General features: G+C 40.6%; 15 protein-coding genes. 6 read left to right on the top strand and 9 right to left on the bottom strand.

All coding sequences use genetic code 11. The features are described from left to right. Positions 1-23: 23 nt before the first annotated feature. The 5 genes from paaC to IEW76_RS15160 all read right to left on the bottom strand — a co-directional run bounded on the left by paaC (position 24) and on the right by IEW76_RS15160 (position 3671). Positions 24-836 carry a 1,2-phenylacetyl-CoA epoxidase subunit PaaC gene (gene paaC, locus IEW76_RS15140; protein ID WP_188655320.1) on the bottom strand — a complete coding sequence of 271 codons (813 nt, stop codon included), beginning with the start codon at positions 834-836 and terminating at the stop codon, positions 24-26. After that, a complete protein-coding gene (gene paaB, locus IEW76_RS15145; protein WP_188655273.1) occupies positions 836-1186 on the bottom strand; it encodes a 1,2-phenylacetyl-CoA epoxidase subunit PaaB in 351 nt (116 codons plus the stop codon). The genes paaC and paaB overlap by 1 nt, the downstream gene beginning before the upstream one ends. Positions 1187-1201: 15 nt before the next feature. Beyond that, on the bottom strand, positions 1202-2161 hold the full coding sequence (gene paaA, locus IEW76_RS15150) for a 1,2-phenylacetyl-CoA epoxidase subunit PaaA (RefSeq protein ID WP_373286010.1): 960 nt from the start codon (positions 2159-2161) through the stop codon (positions 1202-1204). Positions 2162-2600: 439 nt separating this feature from the next. Further along, complete coding sequence (locus IEW76_RS15155) at positions 2601-3212, bottom strand: hypothetical protein (RefSeq protein ID WP_188655275.1); 612 nt, start codon at positions 3210-3212, stop codon at positions 2601-2603. Between the two features lie 42 nt (positions 3213-3254). Continuing rightward, a complete protein-coding gene (locus IEW76_RS15160; protein WP_188655276.1) occupies positions 3255-3671 on the bottom strand; it encodes a hypothetical protein in 417 nt (138 codons plus the stop codon). 123 nt (positions 3672-3794) lie between these two features. On the opposite strand from IEW76_RS15160, the gene IEW76_RS15165 reads away from it, so the two are divergent. Both IEW76_RS15165 and IEW76_RS15170 read left to right on the top strand, forming a co-directional pair. Then, the gene (locus IEW76_RS15165; RefSeq protein WP_188655277.1) at positions 3795-4985 is read left to right on the top strand and encodes a M14 family metallopeptidase; all 1191 of its coding nucleotides are present in this window, start codon (positions 3795-3797) and stop codon (positions 4983-4985) included. A 199-nt stretch (positions 4986-5184) separates the two neighbouring features. Continuing rightward, positions 5185-6600, top strand: a complete 1416-nt coding sequence (locus IEW76_RS15170) for a hypothetical protein (RefSeq protein WP_188655278.1) — start codon at positions 5185-5187, stop codon at positions 6598-6600. 46 nt (positions 6601-6646) lie between these two features. Here IEW76_RS15170 and IEW76_RS15175 read toward each other — a convergent pair whose 3' ends face one another. Further along, positions 6647-7369, bottom strand: a complete 723-nt coding sequence (locus IEW76_RS15175; RefSeq protein ID WP_229721257.1) for a DUF421 domain-containing protein — start codon at positions 7367-7369, stop codon at positions 6647-6649. 214 nt (positions 7370-7583) lie between these two features. Here IEW76_RS15175 and IEW76_RS15180 point away from each other — a divergent pair, with 214 nt between their 5' ends. The 3 genes from IEW76_RS15180 to IEW76_RS15190 are packed head-to-tail and all read left to right on the top strand — an operon-like array spanning position 7584 to position 11414. Then, the gene (locus IEW76_RS15180) at positions 7584-9143 is read left to right on the top strand and encodes a spore germination protein (RefSeq protein WP_188655279.1); all 1560 of its coding nucleotides are present in this window, start codon (positions 7584-7586) and stop codon (positions 9141-9143) included. Positions 9144-9156: 13 nt separating this feature from the next. Then, on the top strand, positions 9157-10248 hold the full coding sequence (locus IEW76_RS15185; RefSeq protein WP_188655280.1) for a GerAB/ArcD/ProY family transporter: 1092 nt from the start codon (positions 9157-9159) through the stop codon (positions 10246-10248). Continuing rightward, positions 10245-11414: a Ger(x)C family spore germination protein gene (locus tag IEW76_RS15190; protein ID WP_188655281.1), complete on the top strand. Its 1170-nt coding sequence runs from the start codon at positions 10245-10247 to the stop codon at positions 11412-11414. The genes IEW76_RS15185 and IEW76_RS15190 overlap by 4 nt, the downstream gene beginning before the upstream one ends. Before the next feature lie 33 nt (positions 11415-11447). Here IEW76_RS15190 and IEW76_RS15195 read toward each other — a convergent pair whose 3' ends face one another. Beyond that, positions 11448-12437: a sodium:calcium antiporter gene (locus tag IEW76_RS15195; RefSeq protein ID WP_188655282.1), complete on the bottom strand. Its 990-nt coding sequence runs from the start codon at positions 12435-12437 to the stop codon at positions 11448-11450. A gap of 136 nt (positions 12438-12573) precedes the next feature. Here IEW76_RS15195 and IEW76_RS15200 point away from each other — a divergent pair, with 136 nt between their 5' ends. Beyond that, the gene (locus tag IEW76_RS15200; protein ID WP_188655283.1) at positions 12574-13767 is read left to right on the top strand and encodes a cation:proton antiporter; all 1194 of its coding nucleotides are present in this window, start codon (positions 12574-12576) and stop codon (positions 13765-13767) included. Between the two features lie 752 nt (positions 13768-14519). Here the strand turns inward: IEW76_RS15200 and IEW76_RS15205 are convergent. Further along, entirely contained in the window at positions 14520-15824 is a 1305-nt protein-coding gene (locus tag IEW76_RS15205) for a dihydrolipoamide acetyltransferase family protein (RefSeq protein ID WP_188655284.1), read from the bottom strand. A 21-nt stretch (positions 15825-15845) separates the two neighbouring features. After that, the gene (locus IEW76_RS15210) at positions 15846-16829 is read right to left on the bottom strand and encodes an alpha-ketoacid dehydrogenase subunit beta (RefSeq protein ID WP_188655285.1); all 984 of its coding nucleotides are present in this window, start codon (positions 16827-16829) and stop codon (positions 15846-15848) included. Positions 16830-16836: the final 7 nt, after the last annotated feature.

Here is a 16836-nt window from a genome sequence, read left to right on the forward strand (position 1 = left end):
CTTCCCCCTCCTAATGATGCGTTTTACCAGATTGCTGCAGGGTCTTGTCGGTAAACTGCACTAAGCGTTTTGATCGCATCCGTTAGATCTTCAGTATGTTCTAACGCTCGCCCATTTCCTCGTTTCATCATTGGTTCTAATGTTACTTGGACTCCACAATCATCACACATGGCTTCAACCTCATGTAGCCAACGTTTTTTTAGAAACTCTTCTCCTTCAATTAACCCTGCTTCCGTCATCTTTTTCTCGTGAGGTCCCAGTGCAAGAATTCCACCGGCATCTTCCATTGAGCGTGAAACTGCACTAAGCATTCGCTCCCTGGCCTCTCCAGGAATCGTCATGAGCTGTTTAAACCACGTTTTCCAGTGCATCAAATGGTAATAAAGTTCCGTGTTGACTTTAATTGCAACATGGGAAAGCGGTTCGTAGGATGACGCTTGCAATGAATCAATTCGAATCTTTTTAGCTTGTGTGTAAAAGTAGTGACGTACCACAGCAAATGCCCAGTCATATCGAGGTTCTTCCAAGTAGTGTCCTGGACCATTCACCTCTTCAAGTAAAATGGCATTTCTTCGTTCCTCAGGCTTTCTAGCGTGAGCAAGATCGTTCGCAACACCTAGACCTAGGTCTTCTAGAAGTTGATAATACATCGTTGCGTGCCCCATCGTATCCTGACTAATAGAAGAAAAAGCAACATCTTCTTCAATATGAGGGGCCAGACCAAGCCATTCTGATCCTCTGTAAGCCACGATAAAATCATCATCAGCCAACTGGAGCAAAAGCTCTTTCAAAGCCTTTTCATGTCCTTGTGCTCTTACGTCCTCCGGTGTCTTCATCACTTGTCGTCCCCTCCCCATGACAATATCTCTTTTTCATCTAACATCCCTTGCTCTTTATCACGCCATTTTTTCTTTAAGTAACCATACCCTTTGGTGTTTCGATATTCCTTGTTATCCAAACGCTGCAAGGCTTCACGTTCTTCTTGATTAAACATACGAATATCAGATCGCTTCACAACCCAAATATCCACTACTGGTTCCCTGCGCATAAAGTTTTCTTGCGCCATTACTACTGCTAGCTCATGGTTCGGTGCGAGTAAACTAAATTGATGTTGAAACGGTGATTTAAAAGTACGTTTACTGAACACTTCAAATTCCTGATAAAATTCTCTTCCTTTATCCCCCACTACTCTTCCTCCTTCTTAAATAGCTTCGTTTGATGGGCTTAACGCCTCTCGTACCCATGCGTTATTCTCATAAGAAAGTTGACGTAAGCGGAGGCGTTCTTTCGATTTAGGTCCATTGTTTCGGACGATTTCTTTAAACTCATTCCAATCTGGCTGCTTGTAAATCCAAAGCCCTTTTTCTTCGTCGTATCGCATAGTCGGATCTGGCAACTCTAGCCCAAGTGATAGAACCCTCGGGATATATTTTGTAAAAAAGTCTTGTCTTAACTGTTCATTTGTTTTCGTACGAATCTTGTATTTAATCGTAGTGTCTTGCTTAGAGGAGCCTGTCGTATCAGCTGCTGCCGGCCCGAAGAACATGAGTAATGACTCCCACCAGCGGTTTAAGGAATCTTGAACGAGCGCTTTTTGTTCATCCGTTCCTTCAGCTAGTGCCATAATAATGGCTTCTCCGTGTTGAGCATGAAAGACTTCTTCTGCACAAATACGTTGTAAAGCCCTCGCATATGGTCCGTATGAGGCTTTCAACATATTGGTTTGAGTAATAATCGCTGCACCATCTACTAGCCAACCGATTAACCCTGCATCTCCCCAGGTTGGAGCTGGCATATGGAAGACGTTATGAAATTTAAGACGACCTGTGAAGAGGTCCTGCATAATGTCTTCACGATTTCTCCCATAGGGTTTCATCAAGTCTTCGGCTACACGCAAAAGAAGCTGTCCGTGCCCCATTTCGTCTTGTACCTTTGCCATAATTCCAAGTTTCCTTCTTAAAGTAGGAGCTTTAGGTACCCACTCTTTCTCCGGTAACGCTCCCATAATTTCACTAATGCCATGCATCGAAATTAATTTAATTAACGTCATTCGATATTCTTCAGGCATCCAGTCTTCTGCTTCAATCTTCTCGCCCGCTTCAATCCTTTGCATAAAGTGATTATGCTTTTCTTCATCAGATAGGCGTTCAAAAGCTGTCATCGTTGTCATTCAAGATCCTCCTTTTTCATTACGCTAGCTAAAAAACTTCCTCCATTTGTTCCTCAAAACCTCTTAACCACCCATTGCATAAATGGAAGACGAAACAAATAAAGCGCTTACAATTTACCTTTAATAAAAAATCAAATTTTACATTTGATTATATGACGAATTTTTATCGTTTACAAAAACTTCTGTAATACTATTTACAACAAACATACAGTTAAAATAGATAACTGTCAACATATTTGTCTGAAAATTTTAATTAATTAAAATGAGTCCATGGTCTTCTAGAGCCTTCTCTTGCAGGACCATCCATCCCCCGCTTTGTTTAGAGCATGGTCTATGTAAACTGTATGAAAAGTACTCGTTTAAAAAACAAAAAATGCGCCAAGCATCATGGCTTGGCGCTCTTGTTTGGGCGTGATCTGATTGTAATCACTTAATTTCCGATTCTATTCGTAATATATAGTGCTCCTTTATGAGTTCCCATCATAAATATGGCTGAGCCAATGAGATCTGCCCTTGGATGGATCAAGACTGAGTCAAGAGAGTTAAGAGGGGTCCCTTCTGGTAAACAGTAGGCAGTCGTTAAAGATGTCTCCACTCCAAACCATGCTCCCGCAATCAGAAGTAAACATGCTGGGGTTATCGCTAAGAAACTCCATTTTGCATAGAGAGGCGTTGTAGTGGACGGATGAATAAAGAAAGGGCGACAAGCATCAACAGATAGTACTAAAAGAATCCACGTAATCCAAGAGAATGATAGAATGTCTACTCCAATGAAAGGCGCAGCGTGTTGAAGAGTGAGAATGATGGAGAAAAGGGATAACGAGATTGGGGAGGTATATGCCATGTTTCTTGGGACAAATGAAGACATGCTATAAAGGATCATGGGAGGAATGACAAAATAAAGAAGACTTACCAAAGCCATATGGAGCGGGATTGATTGTACCGTGTTGTGCCCAAATATGCATCCACTCAGTATGAATAATGCCATTAACATGACGAATCCTTTAGTAGAATATAAGAAGGAAAGTTTCATAACGTTCACCCACTTTTCCTCTAATCCTACGTCTTTGAGCTTGACTCTATGCTATTCTTTTTCAAGCAATGGATTGGGCTGATCTGCTTCTATGTACTCACGCACAATCTTCCATTCTTCTTCCTCTTTCTCAAAAGTTGTGCAATACAAGTGGGCAGTTGTCGTTCTTTTTCCTTCAATAATAAGAGAAATCCAATATACGGCAACAAACTTATCTTCTGCGGTTGGTATAACGCTCTCTTCTGTGTACACCCACTCCATATCTTGACCTCTAAAGTGTTCAAACGCTTGACTCCAGCCTTCAACTGCTCCAGCGTACCCAAACGTCTCAACCTCTGTTTCTCGAACTTCCCATGCCTGCAACTTCTCTGAAAGGATCCGCTTCATGTAATCAAGATTCATGCTTTCAGCTTGTTCCTTAAACTCTACAAAGACATCTCTGCAGGATTCGGTTAAAGATGTATTCATCATATCCCTCCTCACTTTTCTACTTCAACACCAATTTCCATAATCCTTCCAAATAAATGTGGCTTCTTACAGCATCTAGACCTTCATATACTATAAAGATGCTCGCCTAAGGAGGTTTTCAGAATGAATGTAACTGTACGTCAAGGTGATTCACTTTGGTATTACAGTCAATTGTTTGGTCTTCCGTTTCAGCTGATCGTGGATTCTAACCGGGACAGTAACCCCAATCAGCTTTTTATAGGTCAGTCTGTTCAAATCCCCGGATTTGTCACCACTAATGTACGTGTCACTGCAGGTGATTCGTTATGGTCAATCGCAAAGCAACGAGGTATCCCTGTTGATGCAATCTTAGTAACAAATCCAAATATCAACCCAAACACACTACAAATCGGGCAACTTATTCAGGTACCCGTTCGAGTTACATGGCGAGTTGTAAACGGAAAGGAGAATTACACCTATGAGTTGATGATGGATGATATAAGACAGCTTGTTGCCATTTATCCTTTTATTATAAATGAATCAATTGGAAATTCTGTTATGGGGAAAACACTACCGGAACTTAGAATCGGAAGGGGTTCTAAACGCCTTCATATGAATGGATCTTTTCATGCGAACGAATGGATTACAACACCTATTATTATGAGGTTCCTTAATGAATTCTTAGTAGCTTTAACAAATCAAGGTCAAATTAGAGGAATTAGCATGCTTCCATTTTATGACCTCGTTCTATTGTCTACCGTTCCAATGGTTGATCCTGATGGGGTGGATTTAGTGATTGAAGGATTACCTGATGAGGAGCCTTACCGAACTAACGTATTAGATATTAATGAGGGAAGTACAGACTTTTCGTCCTGGAAGGCCAATATTAAAGGTGTAGATTTAAATAACAACTACCCTGCAAAATGGGAGATTGAAGCAGAACGAAAAGAACAACAACCCGCTCCCTTTAACTATCCAGGACCTTTCCCTCTATCAGAACCAGAATCGATTGCGATGGCAGAATTAACTTACGCGAGAGACTTTGCTCGAATCCTCACCTTCCACACACAAGGCGAGGTGATCTTTTGGGGATTTGAAAACTTGGAGCCTCCTGAAGCAGAGGTTATCGTAAACGAGTTTGCACGTGTCAGTGGCTATCGCCCAATTCGAGAAGTAGACAGTTTCGCAGGTTATCGAGACTGGTATATCCAAGAATACCAAAGACCAGGCTATACAATCGAACTAGGAAAAGGTATCAGCCCCCTGCCCCTTGCCCAATTTGATGAAATCTACCAAGAAGCACTAGGTATCTTCCTCGCCAATCTATACATGTAAACCCTTTATCCCTTTACAGAATCACAGCGTGCCAGGCACCGTTTAATGCACTAAAGGATTGCAGGGTGTCTGGCACGCTGCTTCTCTTTAACGTACTAAATTGCACGAAAGCCTTTACAATGCACTTCAGGGGATAATTTGTGTACCTTGTGTTACGATATGAAAGCTAGAACTTCAGAGTCAGATTGGAGCTTTCATAATGATACGTTTTGCTAAAAGAGGCTATACACTCTTTATTAGCTTATATGCTATTATGCACTTTTTTGTTTATTTTGCAGGAAACGATTCTGCTTCGACCTTGTTATCTATATTTGGACTGGTCGCATTTTTGTTAGGATATTTCTTCTTGCCTGTTAAGCAGGCATCAATTTCACTACTCCTAATTGTTATCGCACTAATCATTCACTTTACAGCTGGGACCTCTCTCATAGACGGGATTGTATCAGGGTTTGGTGTCATGAGTGGCCTTATCGCACTATTGCTCATTGTACCTCTGATTAGTTGGGTTTTAGAAGAAAAGCCTTATATTGAATCGGTCATTAACTTCGCCCAGAATCTCCTTAACACGAGTCGGAAATTTTACTTCGGGATGATGGTCATCACTCAAATCATTTCTTATTTCCTTCTATTTGGGTCTATCCCAATGGTGTACGGTATGGTGAATGACTTTCTAAGCAACCAAAAAGGAGAGGCTTGGGAAAATTATAAAGGGACTGCCATGTTACGAGCTTTCTCCCTTACAACAATGTGGGTAGTTAGCATTCCGAGCTTCATCTTTGCTGTTGATGCTCTAGGAGCGTCCTTATCCTTATCTATATTACAAGGGTTTGTCATTTCGCTTGCGGGCATTATGTTATCTGTTCTCTTCTCTTATTACCAAGAACGCCATTATGGCGTAGACCTAACAGAGGGAATTCAAGAAGAATTGAGGAAGATAGCAGAAGAGAAGAAAGATGAAACAAAAGGGAATCGAGATGTCTATGAATTTGCATTATTATTTATATCTCTTTTCGGGACGATTTTCCTTTTAAATGCGTTATGGTCTGCGGAACTACTGCTTATTATCCCTATTGTGATCGTATTTTGGGTCCTTCTGTATTTCCTTATTCGCACTAAACTGTCTGCTATCATCACAAATGCGAAGACATATATACGTAAGGATATTCCTAATAAAGGTCAGCAGTTCTCCATTCTTCTCGCAGCAGGATTTCTCATTAACTCTGTTAATCAATCTGGGTATGGGAAATACATTGTCGATGGGATCTTTTATCTAACAGATGCCGTACCTTTCCTTAACTTCTTATGGGTACTGCCGTTTGTAGTCATTACCCTTGGATTTATTGGACTCGGTCCTCTAACTGTTATTGTTCTTGTATCAGGAATTTTACAAGGAGTCGACTTACCGTATCCTCCGGAAATTGTGGTGCTTGGAATAACATCCGGAAGTGTCATATCCATTATGCTCTCGCCACTTATTCTGCCGTCGATTATATTAAGTTCCGTCAATCGATTGAGTATTATTAAGAATGGTCTGCTATTCAATTACAAATATGCCATTGCATTTTATTTTATGGTACAAATCTATTTACAACTATTTATTGTGCTATTCTTGTGAAAAAAGGTGAACCCATGTGGGGTTCACCTTTTTTAAGTTTCAAACGTTAATGTTCAATCGGAGGAAGATCATCTATCGTTGCTTCTTTTAAGGAAAACGTACAGACTCCTGTTGAGGTAAGTGCGCCATAGAAAACTCGACGTTCATCAGGGATATCTTGATGATTCATCTGTTCTCTTACCCAGCTTTCTTCCTTCCCCATTCTCCTCAATACATCCTTTTGAATGATCCCATCTAAAATGATGGGAATCTCATAGTTATTTCCTGGTTTGTGAATATGTAAATCTGCACGTACCACAGGTTCAACATAAGGCTTTCGTTTTACTGACAAGCGTCCATTAGCTTCCACTACCGCCATTTCAACATCCGTGGTATGAAAAATACCTTGTTCCCTGAGCATTTGTAATACATTATCAACTGAATATTGAATACGCTTCAAATTTGAGCGTTTCCATTCACCGTTATAGATCACAATCGTTGGCTCAAACGTCAACCATTTCCCAATCGTTTGCTTCTTTAGCTTTAACAGGACGATCGCTTTTTGAAGTATTGCGATGACAATTATAGCAACCACCGTATGTATATGATGAATGTTTGGGTCAGCAATATCTGCCCCTACAACAGAACCAAGTACAAGTACAGTTAGAAAATCAATAACAGGGAGTTCTCCAATAGACCGTTTCCCCATAAATAGCCCAATAGCAAGCATTAAAGGCAAGATGGTAACGATCCTTCCAATTACCTTCGCGGAATCCATAACAATATCCATCTGTTTCTCTCCTTTTTAAACGCTGATTTTATAAATGAATGCATAATCTATCACCAAAATATCTCATAATAAACAAAAGGTGATAAAGATGAAAATCATTGTTGATCATTTACCAAGTATCCCCGTTTTAATAGGAGCTTTATTCGCCTGGGCCGTTCCATTTGGGATCAGGCAATTTGTCATTTGGCTACAAAAAGAGTAAAAGGAGTCTTCTATGAAAAAGTTTCTTAATCGATTACTCTTTCAACATGTACAAAAGAAATCAGAATATACATCCGAACCCTTTGAGACCTCTCCCCTTCACCATGAAAGACTTACTGGGGAGTTACAGAATGACATTCAAACTCTAAAAGCTCTGCTTGGGAACAGTTTCGACCTCAAAATTGTAAGATTCACATCCGATCCATATGCGTATGACGGAGCTTTTTTATTCATTGAGGAATTAACAGATACGGCTGTTGTACATGAACAACTTAGAGCCATCAGAAGTTTGAGTGAAACCACGTATCTATCCGACATGAGTCCTGAAACTATGCGGCAAGAGGTATTGACGATTAGTGAATCTTCGATTGTCGACACTCTGCACCAGTGTAGTTCACACTTATTACAAGGAAACACTCTCATCCTTTCTGACAAATATAAAGATGGGATTATTTTAAATTCAAGAAAGATGCCCCAACGTAGCATACAAGCACCTTCATCAGAATCTGTTGTTCGCGGACCAAGAGATGGTTTTGTAGAAACCCTCCTCTTAAACATAGGTCTAGTCCGAAAGCGTTTAAAAGATCCTGATTTACAGCTAGACTACTTTAAAGTTGGAGAGCGTTCTAAGACAGATGTTGTCGTCATGTCTATAAATGGATTAACGAACCCAAAGATCGTCCAGGAAGTAAAAAACAGACTAAATAAAATCGACATCGATAGCGTGCAAGAGTCTGGTGTTATTGAACAATTAATTGAAGAAAATTCACTATCTCCCTTTCCTCAGGTTCAAGTAACAGAAAGGCCCGACACTGTTGCAGGATCTCTAGCAGAGGGGAGAGTTGCTATTATAGTGGATCATACACCCTTTGTGTTGATTGCACCACTTACCATTAATTCTTTTTACCAAAGTGCTGAAGACTACTATGAGCGTTGGGTCTACTCCTCCCTCATTCGTATATTACGAGTCGCAGCTGCCTTAATTGCGCTATGTCTACCATCTATATATGTAGCTTTGATCTCATACCACCAAGGTCTCATCCCTACTGACCTGGTTATTTCCTTAGCAGGAAGTCGAGAGGGCGTACCCTTTCCATCAATTGTTGAAGCACTCTTAATGGAAGTCACTATTGAAATACTAAGAGAAGCAGGAATTCGTTTGCCTAATCCCGTAGGTCAAGCCGTTGGAATTGTTGGAGGTCTCGTTATTGGAGAGTCCGCTGTCTCAGCAGGCCTCGTCAGTCCAATGATGGTTATTGTAGTAGCCCTAACAGCCATCTCTTCCTTTGCTTTACCTCAGTATTATGTAGGGGTTTCTTTACGCATTTTACGATTCCCAATTATGATATCTGCTGCTCTTCTAGGGTTGTATGGGATTGTAATTGCTCTTATCTTGTTATCCATCCATCTAATCCGCTTAAAAAGTTTTGGCGTCTATTATCTAGAACCACTTGTACCATACAGCCCTAAAGGGTGGAAAGATATGTTTATACGCACGCAAACAAAAAGCCTTAAATCAAGACCGGATATGCTTCATCCACAGGATAAAAAACGAATGAGCTCAAAAAACTAAGGGAGGACTACAAATGAAATCAGCTTTGAATACAAGTGAGCTCACTCAAAATCAAGTTACCATTGGCATTAGCCTTACTGTTCTAGGGGTTGGTATGATTACTCTCCCCCGGGAAGTATTCACAGCTGCAGGTGTGGCCTCCGGATGGGTAAGCGTTCTTCTAACAGGAATCATAGCAGCCGGAGTTATGCTCTTAATGATTGTATTAAATAACCGGTATCCAGGAATGTCTTATTATCAATATAATCGCATCATTGTGGGGTCGTGGATCGGGGGATTTATAACGCTCATTACATCCATTTACTATGTTACATTTGCTGCGTTTGAGACTAGGGCTATGGCTGAACTTATTCAAATGTTCATTCTAGACCGTACCCCAGTATCCTTTACTATGTTGATCTTTATAGGAACAGCTGTCTACTTAGTCCTAGGTGGATATTCAGCTATTTTCCGATTATTTGAGCTATATTTTCCGGCTATTATTTTCTTCACTTTATTAATTATGATTTTAAGTGCCAACCAATTTGAAATGAATCACATCCGCCCATTTTTTGAAGGGTTTCCGCCTATTATGAAAGGGATGAGTGCTACAGTCTTATCCTTTGTCGGGATGGAAATCATTTTATTTATTCAAGCTTTTATGAGAAAACCTGAGCGTGCGAAGAAAGCAGCTGTATATGGAATAGCTATTCCAACCGTGTTATATGCCATTATCGTTATTATGGTCGGAGGCATTATGGGCGTTGGAGAAACCATGACTCTTGTTTATCCACTAATGGAACTTGCCAAGTCAATCGAAATACGGAACTTCTTTTTTGAGCGGTTCGAAACGTTCTTTATCCCACTTTGGATTTTGTCTATTTTCACAACGTTAGCCATTGTCTTATATTTGGCTGCTCTCGGGATTAAGACTGTCTTTAACGTAAAAAAAGAGACAGCCGTGTTCTCCATCATTCCGATTATTTATATCCTAGCCATGACTCCAAAGAATATAAACGAAATGTTTACGATGGGAGTTTGGATTGGTTATAGCATGTTAGCAATTGGAGTCGGTATTCCACTTATCCTTTTACTAGTCTCTATACTGAGGAGGCAGAAGCAATGAGGACCATTTGTATTTTAATTCTCGCTGCATTTGTACTCACTGGTTGCTGGGATCACCGCGAGATTGAGGAGCTTGGCATTATTACCGGCGTTGCTATTGATCAACCTGAAGATTCTACACAGTCCCATATGCTTACTGTGACAAATCAATACGTCTTGCCACAGTCCATATCTTCACAAGTAAAAAGCGGGACCTCAGGTAATAAACCCTATGTTAACGAGACAGTTACGGCGCCATCCGTCCTGCAAACCATTCGAGATCAATCTAAGTTTGTAAGCCGCCCCCCTTACTATTACCATTTGAAGACTATTGTTATAAGTAAGGAACTTGCCGAAAGCACAGACCTTTTAAAGTTAACCTATTTCTTTAACAGAGACCATGAAATTAGAAGGAGTGTTCAAGTATTCATTTCAGACGAAAAGGCCAAGGGTTTGTTCACGATTACTCCAGAAGAAGATAAAGTCCCTTCTATATACTTAGACAAGATCACTCATAATTACGCAACAAAGACTGCTGAAATGGCTCCTACTATTTCACTTGGCGATATGTCTAAATACTTCTCACATCAAAAAAGTTTTGTTATACCATTCGCTTCACTCAAAGAAAACGCAGTTTATATAGACGGCGGAATTATTGTGAATGCCGATTCAAAGAAGGCGGTTGGCGTTCTTACAAAAGATGAAACAAGAACGTTTAATTGGATTCAAGAACGATCTCAAGGAGGAGTGATTGAGGTATTTGGTTTGAAAGAAGATCAAGAACACCCTTTCACTTTTGAAATAAAAAAAATGACCAGTAAGGTAAAACCATTTTATGAAAATGATGAATTGACCTATGACATTCACTTATCCTTCCAAGGGAAACTTGGCGAAGATTGGAGCTATGAATCAAACCAATTTAATCAAGAATATGTAGAGAAACTAGAAAAAGCAATTGAAGAAACCATACGCTCAATGGTCGTCAACTCTATAGAGAAAGCACAGAAAGAGCACAAAGTTGACTATTTTGAACTAATGGAACCTTTTCGTATAAACTATACAAAAGAATGGTACAAGGTTAAAGACGAATGGAACCAGTTTTTTACGAAGGCGAACTTCAATATTGATGTAACCGTTGTGGTAGAACATTATCAGGACGTGGGAAGAAAATTACCATTTACTCCATAAAAAAAGGTCTACTCGTCATGAGTAGACCTTTTGCTATTTCATCTGATATACAGCTAGAGTTGCAACAACATATAAACACACAATTAACAAAGGTGGTGTGATATAGAGTAGAGTTGAGCGCTCTTTCTTTCGTGTAATGCTATACAAAATAACAAAGACAACGATAATGGACGAAACACTTGTCACAATATTCGAAGGGCTCGCATGTGCTAAAAGGTTATTTTTGAAGTAGATTGCATCCGTAAATGACAGCAACATAATATTAAATGCGTTACTGCCAAGCAACGAAGTAACCCCCATACTATAGTTCCTCAATTTTAAGGCTGTGATTACACTTACAGCATCAGGCAAGGAAGTGCTTGCGCCAACTAAAAAGGACCCGACGAAAGAAGAGCCTAAACCTGTAATAGAAGCGATCTTGTCAGCCGTTATCGTTAATACGGACCCAACAATCATGATTGCTACTGCACACAATGTGAAGCGTATTACAACTTGCTTATACGTATAATCAGCATACTTCTCATTTTTTCGACTTCTTCGTTTTACTTTTTCTTCTGTTTTCCTATTAACCCAACGCACCCCTATTATATACACGAGTACAAGGATTATGGAGAAAAGACCAATATGGTAAATCTGAGCTGGTACATCAATCATTAACCCTGCTACTACAATTAATGTCATAAGGATCACAAGGTAACTATAGAGTTTACTACCTATATCCGCTTTGCCCATTATTTGTGTTTTGCGATAAATGATATCTAATATGGCTAACGCTAATAAATTAAATAGATTACTCCCTAACAAATTCCCGATTGCTAAATCAGGACTGTCTATTGAAATCGCTGTGACACTTGCTGTTAATTCAGGTAGGGAAATGGCTGCTCCAATTAGAATTCCCATAAATGATGAGGAGGTTTTATTCTTTTCACTTAATCCATCCCCAAACATTGCTAACCTACTGGCTACAAAATAAGCTAAAATAGCTGATACAATAAATAATCCAAAAATTAAAAACTGACTCATTATTCACTTCTCCTAAGTAAAGGATTCGACTTTTATCAATTCCCCTGTAGAACTCGCGTAAACTAGAAGATTTTACCCATTTTAAAGGATTTAAAATTTCAAGATATGGGAAATGGGTAAATCAGGAGGTGCACTCATGAATCCAACCCAATTAATTCTTTTACTGTTTATTGGTTATCTCGTTTTTAGCCTTGATAAAAGACAAGAAAATATCCCTGTTCCACCGGTTTTGGTGAGCATTGGAATTGGGCTCTCCTTTATCCCCTTTTTTAATTCCATAACCCTTACAGAAACAACTCTTTATGATGTATTCCTACCTGCCTTGCTCTTTACTTCTGCATATCGCTACCCGCCAAAAGCCCTTAAAGAACACGCAGGTCTGATTGCTGCATTAAGCACAATCGGCTTACTTTTTACTGCCATTCTATTTGGCGCGATTACCTTTTTTATTGGTGGGATCATTGTACCTATTACCTTGATTGGCGCTATGGTGGTGGCTTCTATTCTTACACCTACGGATCCAGTTTCTGTTGTATCCATTTTGAAGCAATCTGCTGACAACCCAAAAATCGCCGATGTTGTTGAAGGAGAATCTATGATCAATGATGGTACGAGTATTGTCTTATTCACATTCTTATCTGGAATGTTTATTCATAATGAGAATCTTTCACTAACTTCCTTTATAAATGAATTTCTTCTAGTTTCGATCGGTGGTGTCGTTCTTGGAGTCTTTTGTGGCTGGGCTGTTAGTAAAGCAGTACACTTCACTCATCACAAAGAATACCAGGTAATGCTTAGTATTATATTAGCTTACGGCATTTTTCTTACAGCTGAGCACATTGGTGTTTCAGGTGTTTTAGCTACAGTAAGCGCAGGAATTATGTTGAGCTGGGAGTTTGATCACACAAATAAAGGAGACCATTACCGAGAATCTTTAGATGGCTTCTGGGACATTGTAGAACCTACCATTCTATCAATCGTCTTCTTGCTGATTGGGATTGAGGCTTCTAGTTATTTGATCTTTGACTATTGGCATTTATCTTTACTAATCTTTTTAGCCTCTCTTCTCATCCGTTATTTCGTGATGATCGGAACCATTAAACTATTTCCTGCCTGGAGGCGAGAGCTTAACGGTAGAGAAATTGCTCTTATAAGTTGGTCAGGTATTAAAGGAACCATGTCTGTTGTCCTAATTCTTACGTTACAAGCAGAAAGCAGCGCTGAAGGAACCGACATCCTCTTGTCTCTTTCCTTTTCAGTCGTTCTGATCTCTCTCATTGTCCAGAGTCTTGGAATCTTCCCCTTGAGCCGGGCTTTGTTGAAAAAGTAGAGTTCACTTAATATTTCCTTATCGTTTAGGCTTTATTGATTTTATTTGTCTAATATAAGCCTCCTTATGCGGAAGACTTGAAGCTGAGAGAATGCTTCCGTTTGCTTTAGTTGAGTCTAAGGCGGGCCTGGAAACCACTCGCTTTCCTGTGGGGATCTGGTGAGCCTCCTCACCCGGCAAAGACGGGCTCCGGGGTCTCACCTAGATTGAAAAGTGCAGGCGTGGTGCCTAGGACCGTACGGATAAGACAGCTTTTTGGAAAAGGCGACTAGTCTTTGTAAAAAAGATGACTTATCACGCTAGGTCCTCCACGCCGGAACTAGACTGGCTCTTCTGCCCAAGGGAGTCTCGCAGTTTCCAGACCCACCTTTCCATATTAGGGGAAACGGAAACAGGCCAAAGGTAGATTCTAGCGGGCGCTACCACTCTCAAGTAGAGGTGCCGTAAGCAAAAATACAGGCTAGGGTGTCTGGGGAACGAGGAGACTCCTGCGGGAGAAAGAGATCGACGAGACCCCGCAGGGTGGGTTTCCCCGAGGAGGCTTGACAGCTCGCCCGCGGAAAGCGAGTCGTTCCCCAGACACCCCTACCTCTTAACATCATAACGGCACCATCCGTACTAACATGTCTCAGCTTCAAGTCTTTAAGATTAATACCGTCTTGAACAATCCTTTTAAAACCAATAACAACACTAAACATTAACATAGCCAAATTAAAAAACCCTCTGAGTTTAGCTCTCAGAGGGTTTACTATTTAGTACACAGAAGTGTTTTCTTTTGTCATTGTTTCTAGGATCTCTTTTACGCGAGCTAGGAAATTACCAGCTACTAGACCATCTAGAACACGGTGGTCAAGAGATAAGCATAGGTTGACCATATCTCGGGCTGCGAACATGCCGTTCATATAGACCGGCTTTTTCACAATTGATTCAACTTGAAGAATGGCTGCTTGTGGGTGATTGATCACACCCATTGACTGCACGGATCCAAATGAACCTGTGTTATTCACTGTGAAGGTGCCACCTTGCATATCATCATTGGTTAATTTGCCATTACGAGCTTTTGTAGCAAGGTCTGTAATGTCTTTTGCAAGACCTTTTATGCTCTTATCATCTGCATCTTTGATTACAGGTACAAACAGTTCATTTTCTTTCGCTACGGCGATATTTAAGTTAATCGCTTTACGTTGGATGATCTTATCGCCTGCCCATGTGCTGTTTAGCTGTGGGTATTCCTTCAATGCCTGAGCTACTGCCTTTACGAAGAATGAGAAGAAAGTAAGGCTAAACCCTTCTTTTTGCTTGAAATCTTCTTTGACAGAGTTTCGATACTCTACAAGGTTCGTTACATCCACTTCTACCATCATCCATGCATGTGGGATTTCGGTTTTTGATTTGACCATATTTTGAGCAATCGCCTTACGCACACCAGTAACTGGAATCTCAATATCCCCTTCATTAGCTGTTGGTTGAGGACCACTAGATTGTTTAGCAGGTTGTGGTGCCGGAGCTTCTTTTGTTTCTTTTGCAGGTTGTGATTCTTGAACTTGCTCTTTTTGCTTAGGCGCATCCCCTGCTTTAGGAAGATCACCAGAAGCAATGATTTTCTCAATATCTTTTCGAGTAATGCGTCCGCCACGACCTGAGCCTTGAACTTGATTCAGATCTATATCATTTTCTTGCGCCATTCTCATGACGGCCGGAGAATAACGCTTTTTCATCGGCTGATCTTCATCATCAGATGATCCTACGCCATCTTTTTCAACTGGTGTCTCTGGTTTATCGGAAGCACTTGATTCCTCCGAAGCCTCTCCAGAACCCTCTGTTTCGATATAGCAGATTAAGTTCCCTACCTCAATCGTTTCTCCTTCTTCAGCAACGAGATCGACAATTTTGCCACTAAAAGAAGATGGTACCTCTGCATTTACTTTATCCGTCATGACTTCAGCTATTGGGTCATACTTCTCTACTGTGTCCCCAACGGAAACGAGCCATGAACTAATTGTTCCCTCTGTGACACTCTCCCCGAGCTGAGGCATGTTAATCTTTTCTTTAGCCAACTGCTAGCCCCTCCTTCATTCCTAGAATTCAGCAAGATCACGCATTGCTTTTTCAACTTTATCAGGATTCATCATGAAATACTTTTCCATAGGCGGTGAGTATGGCATGGACGGAACATCCGGACCAGCCAATCGTTTAACAGGCGCATCAAGGTCAAATAAGCAATTTTCTGAGACAATTGCAGATACTTCACCGATAATACTGCCTTCTTTATTATCTTCTGTAATAAGAAGAACTTTTCCAGTCTTCTTCGCTGCTTCAATAATGGCTTCTTGATCTAATGGGTAAACCGTACGAAGATCTAAAATGTGAGCGTCAATACCTTCTTCAGCCAGTTTTTCTGCAGCTTGAAGGGCAAAGTGAACACAAAGACCATAAGTAATTACCGTGATATCTGATCCTTCACGTTTAACATCCGCTTTCCCTATAGGAAGGGTATAATCATCTTCTGGAACTTCGCCTTTAATTAAGCGATACGCTCGTTTATGTTCAAAAAATAAGACAGGGTCATCATCACGGATGGCAGCTTTCAATAATCCTTTCACATCATATGGTGTAGAAGGCATCACAATTTTCAAGCCTGGTTGGTTTGCAAATACAGATTCAACTGATTGAGAGTGATAAAGAGCACCATGAACACCGCCACCATATGGAGCACGAATGGTCATCGGTACATTCCAATCATTATTTGAGCGATACCTCGTCTTCGCTGCCTCTGAAATAATTTGGTTAACGGCAGGCATAATGAAATCAGCAAACTGCATTTCAGCCACAGGACGCATTCCATACATCGCTGCACCAATCCCAACACCTGCGATTGCAGACTCTGCAAGAGGTGTATCGATTACGCGCGCTTCTCCAAACTTATCATAAAGACCGTCCGTAGCACGGAATACGCCTCCGCGCTTCCCTACATCTTCTCCTAACACAAATACTTTCTCATCGCGCTCCATTTCTTCATGCAACGCTTGTGTAACTGCTTGAATATAAGACATTACTGGCATATTCGTT

Source organism: Pontibacillus salipaludis, assembly GCF_014642405.1.
GTDB lineage: Bacteria > Bacillota > Bacilli > Bacillales > BH030062 > Pontibacillus > Pontibacillus salipaludis.

Coding starts and splice junctions, on each gene's coding strand:
- paaA (WP_373286010.1), bottom strand. CDS start 2,161: ATGACAGCTTTTGAACGCCTATCTGATGAAGAAAAGCATAATCACTTT.
- IEW76_RS15210 (WP_188655285.1), bottom strand. CDS start 16,829: ATGCCAGTAATGTCTTATATTCAAGCAGTTACACAAGCGTTGCATGAA.
- paaC (WP_188655320.1), bottom strand. CDS start 836: ATGAAGACACCGGAGGACGTAAGAGCACAAGGACATGAAAAGGCTTTG.
- IEW76_RS15175 (WP_229721257.1), bottom strand. CDS start 7,369: ATGGATATTGTTATGGATTCCGCGAAGGTAATTGGAAGGATCGTTACC.
- IEW76_RS15170 (WP_188655278.1), top strand. CDS start 5,185: ATGATACGTTTTGCTAAAAGAGGCTATACACTCTTTATTAGCTTATAT.
- IEW76_RS15200 (WP_188655283.1), top strand. CDS start 12,574: ATGAATCCAACCCAATTAATTCTTTTACTGTTTATTGGTTATCTCGTT.
- IEW76_RS15160 (WP_188655276.1), bottom strand. CDS start 3,671: ATGAATACATCTTTAACCGAATCCTGCAGAGATGTCTTTGTAGAGTTT.
- IEW76_RS15195 (WP_188655282.1), bottom strand. CDS start 12,437: ATGAGTCAGTTTTTAATTTTTGGATTATTTATTGTATCAGCTATTTTA.
- IEW76_RS15180 (WP_188655279.1), top strand. CDS start 7,584: ATGAAAAAGTTTCTTAATCGATTACTCTTTCAACATGTACAAAAGAAA.
- IEW76_RS15165 (WP_188655277.1), top strand. CDS start 3,795: ATGAATGTAACTGTACGTCAAGGTGATTCACTTTGGTATTACAGTCAA.
- IEW76_RS15185 (WP_188655280.1), top strand. CDS start 9,157: ATGAAATCAGCTTTGAATACAAGTGAGCTCACTCAAAATCAAGTTACC.
- IEW76_RS15190 (WP_188655281.1), top strand. CDS start 10,245: ATGAGGACCATTTGTATTTTAATTCTCGCTGCATTTGTACTCACTGGT.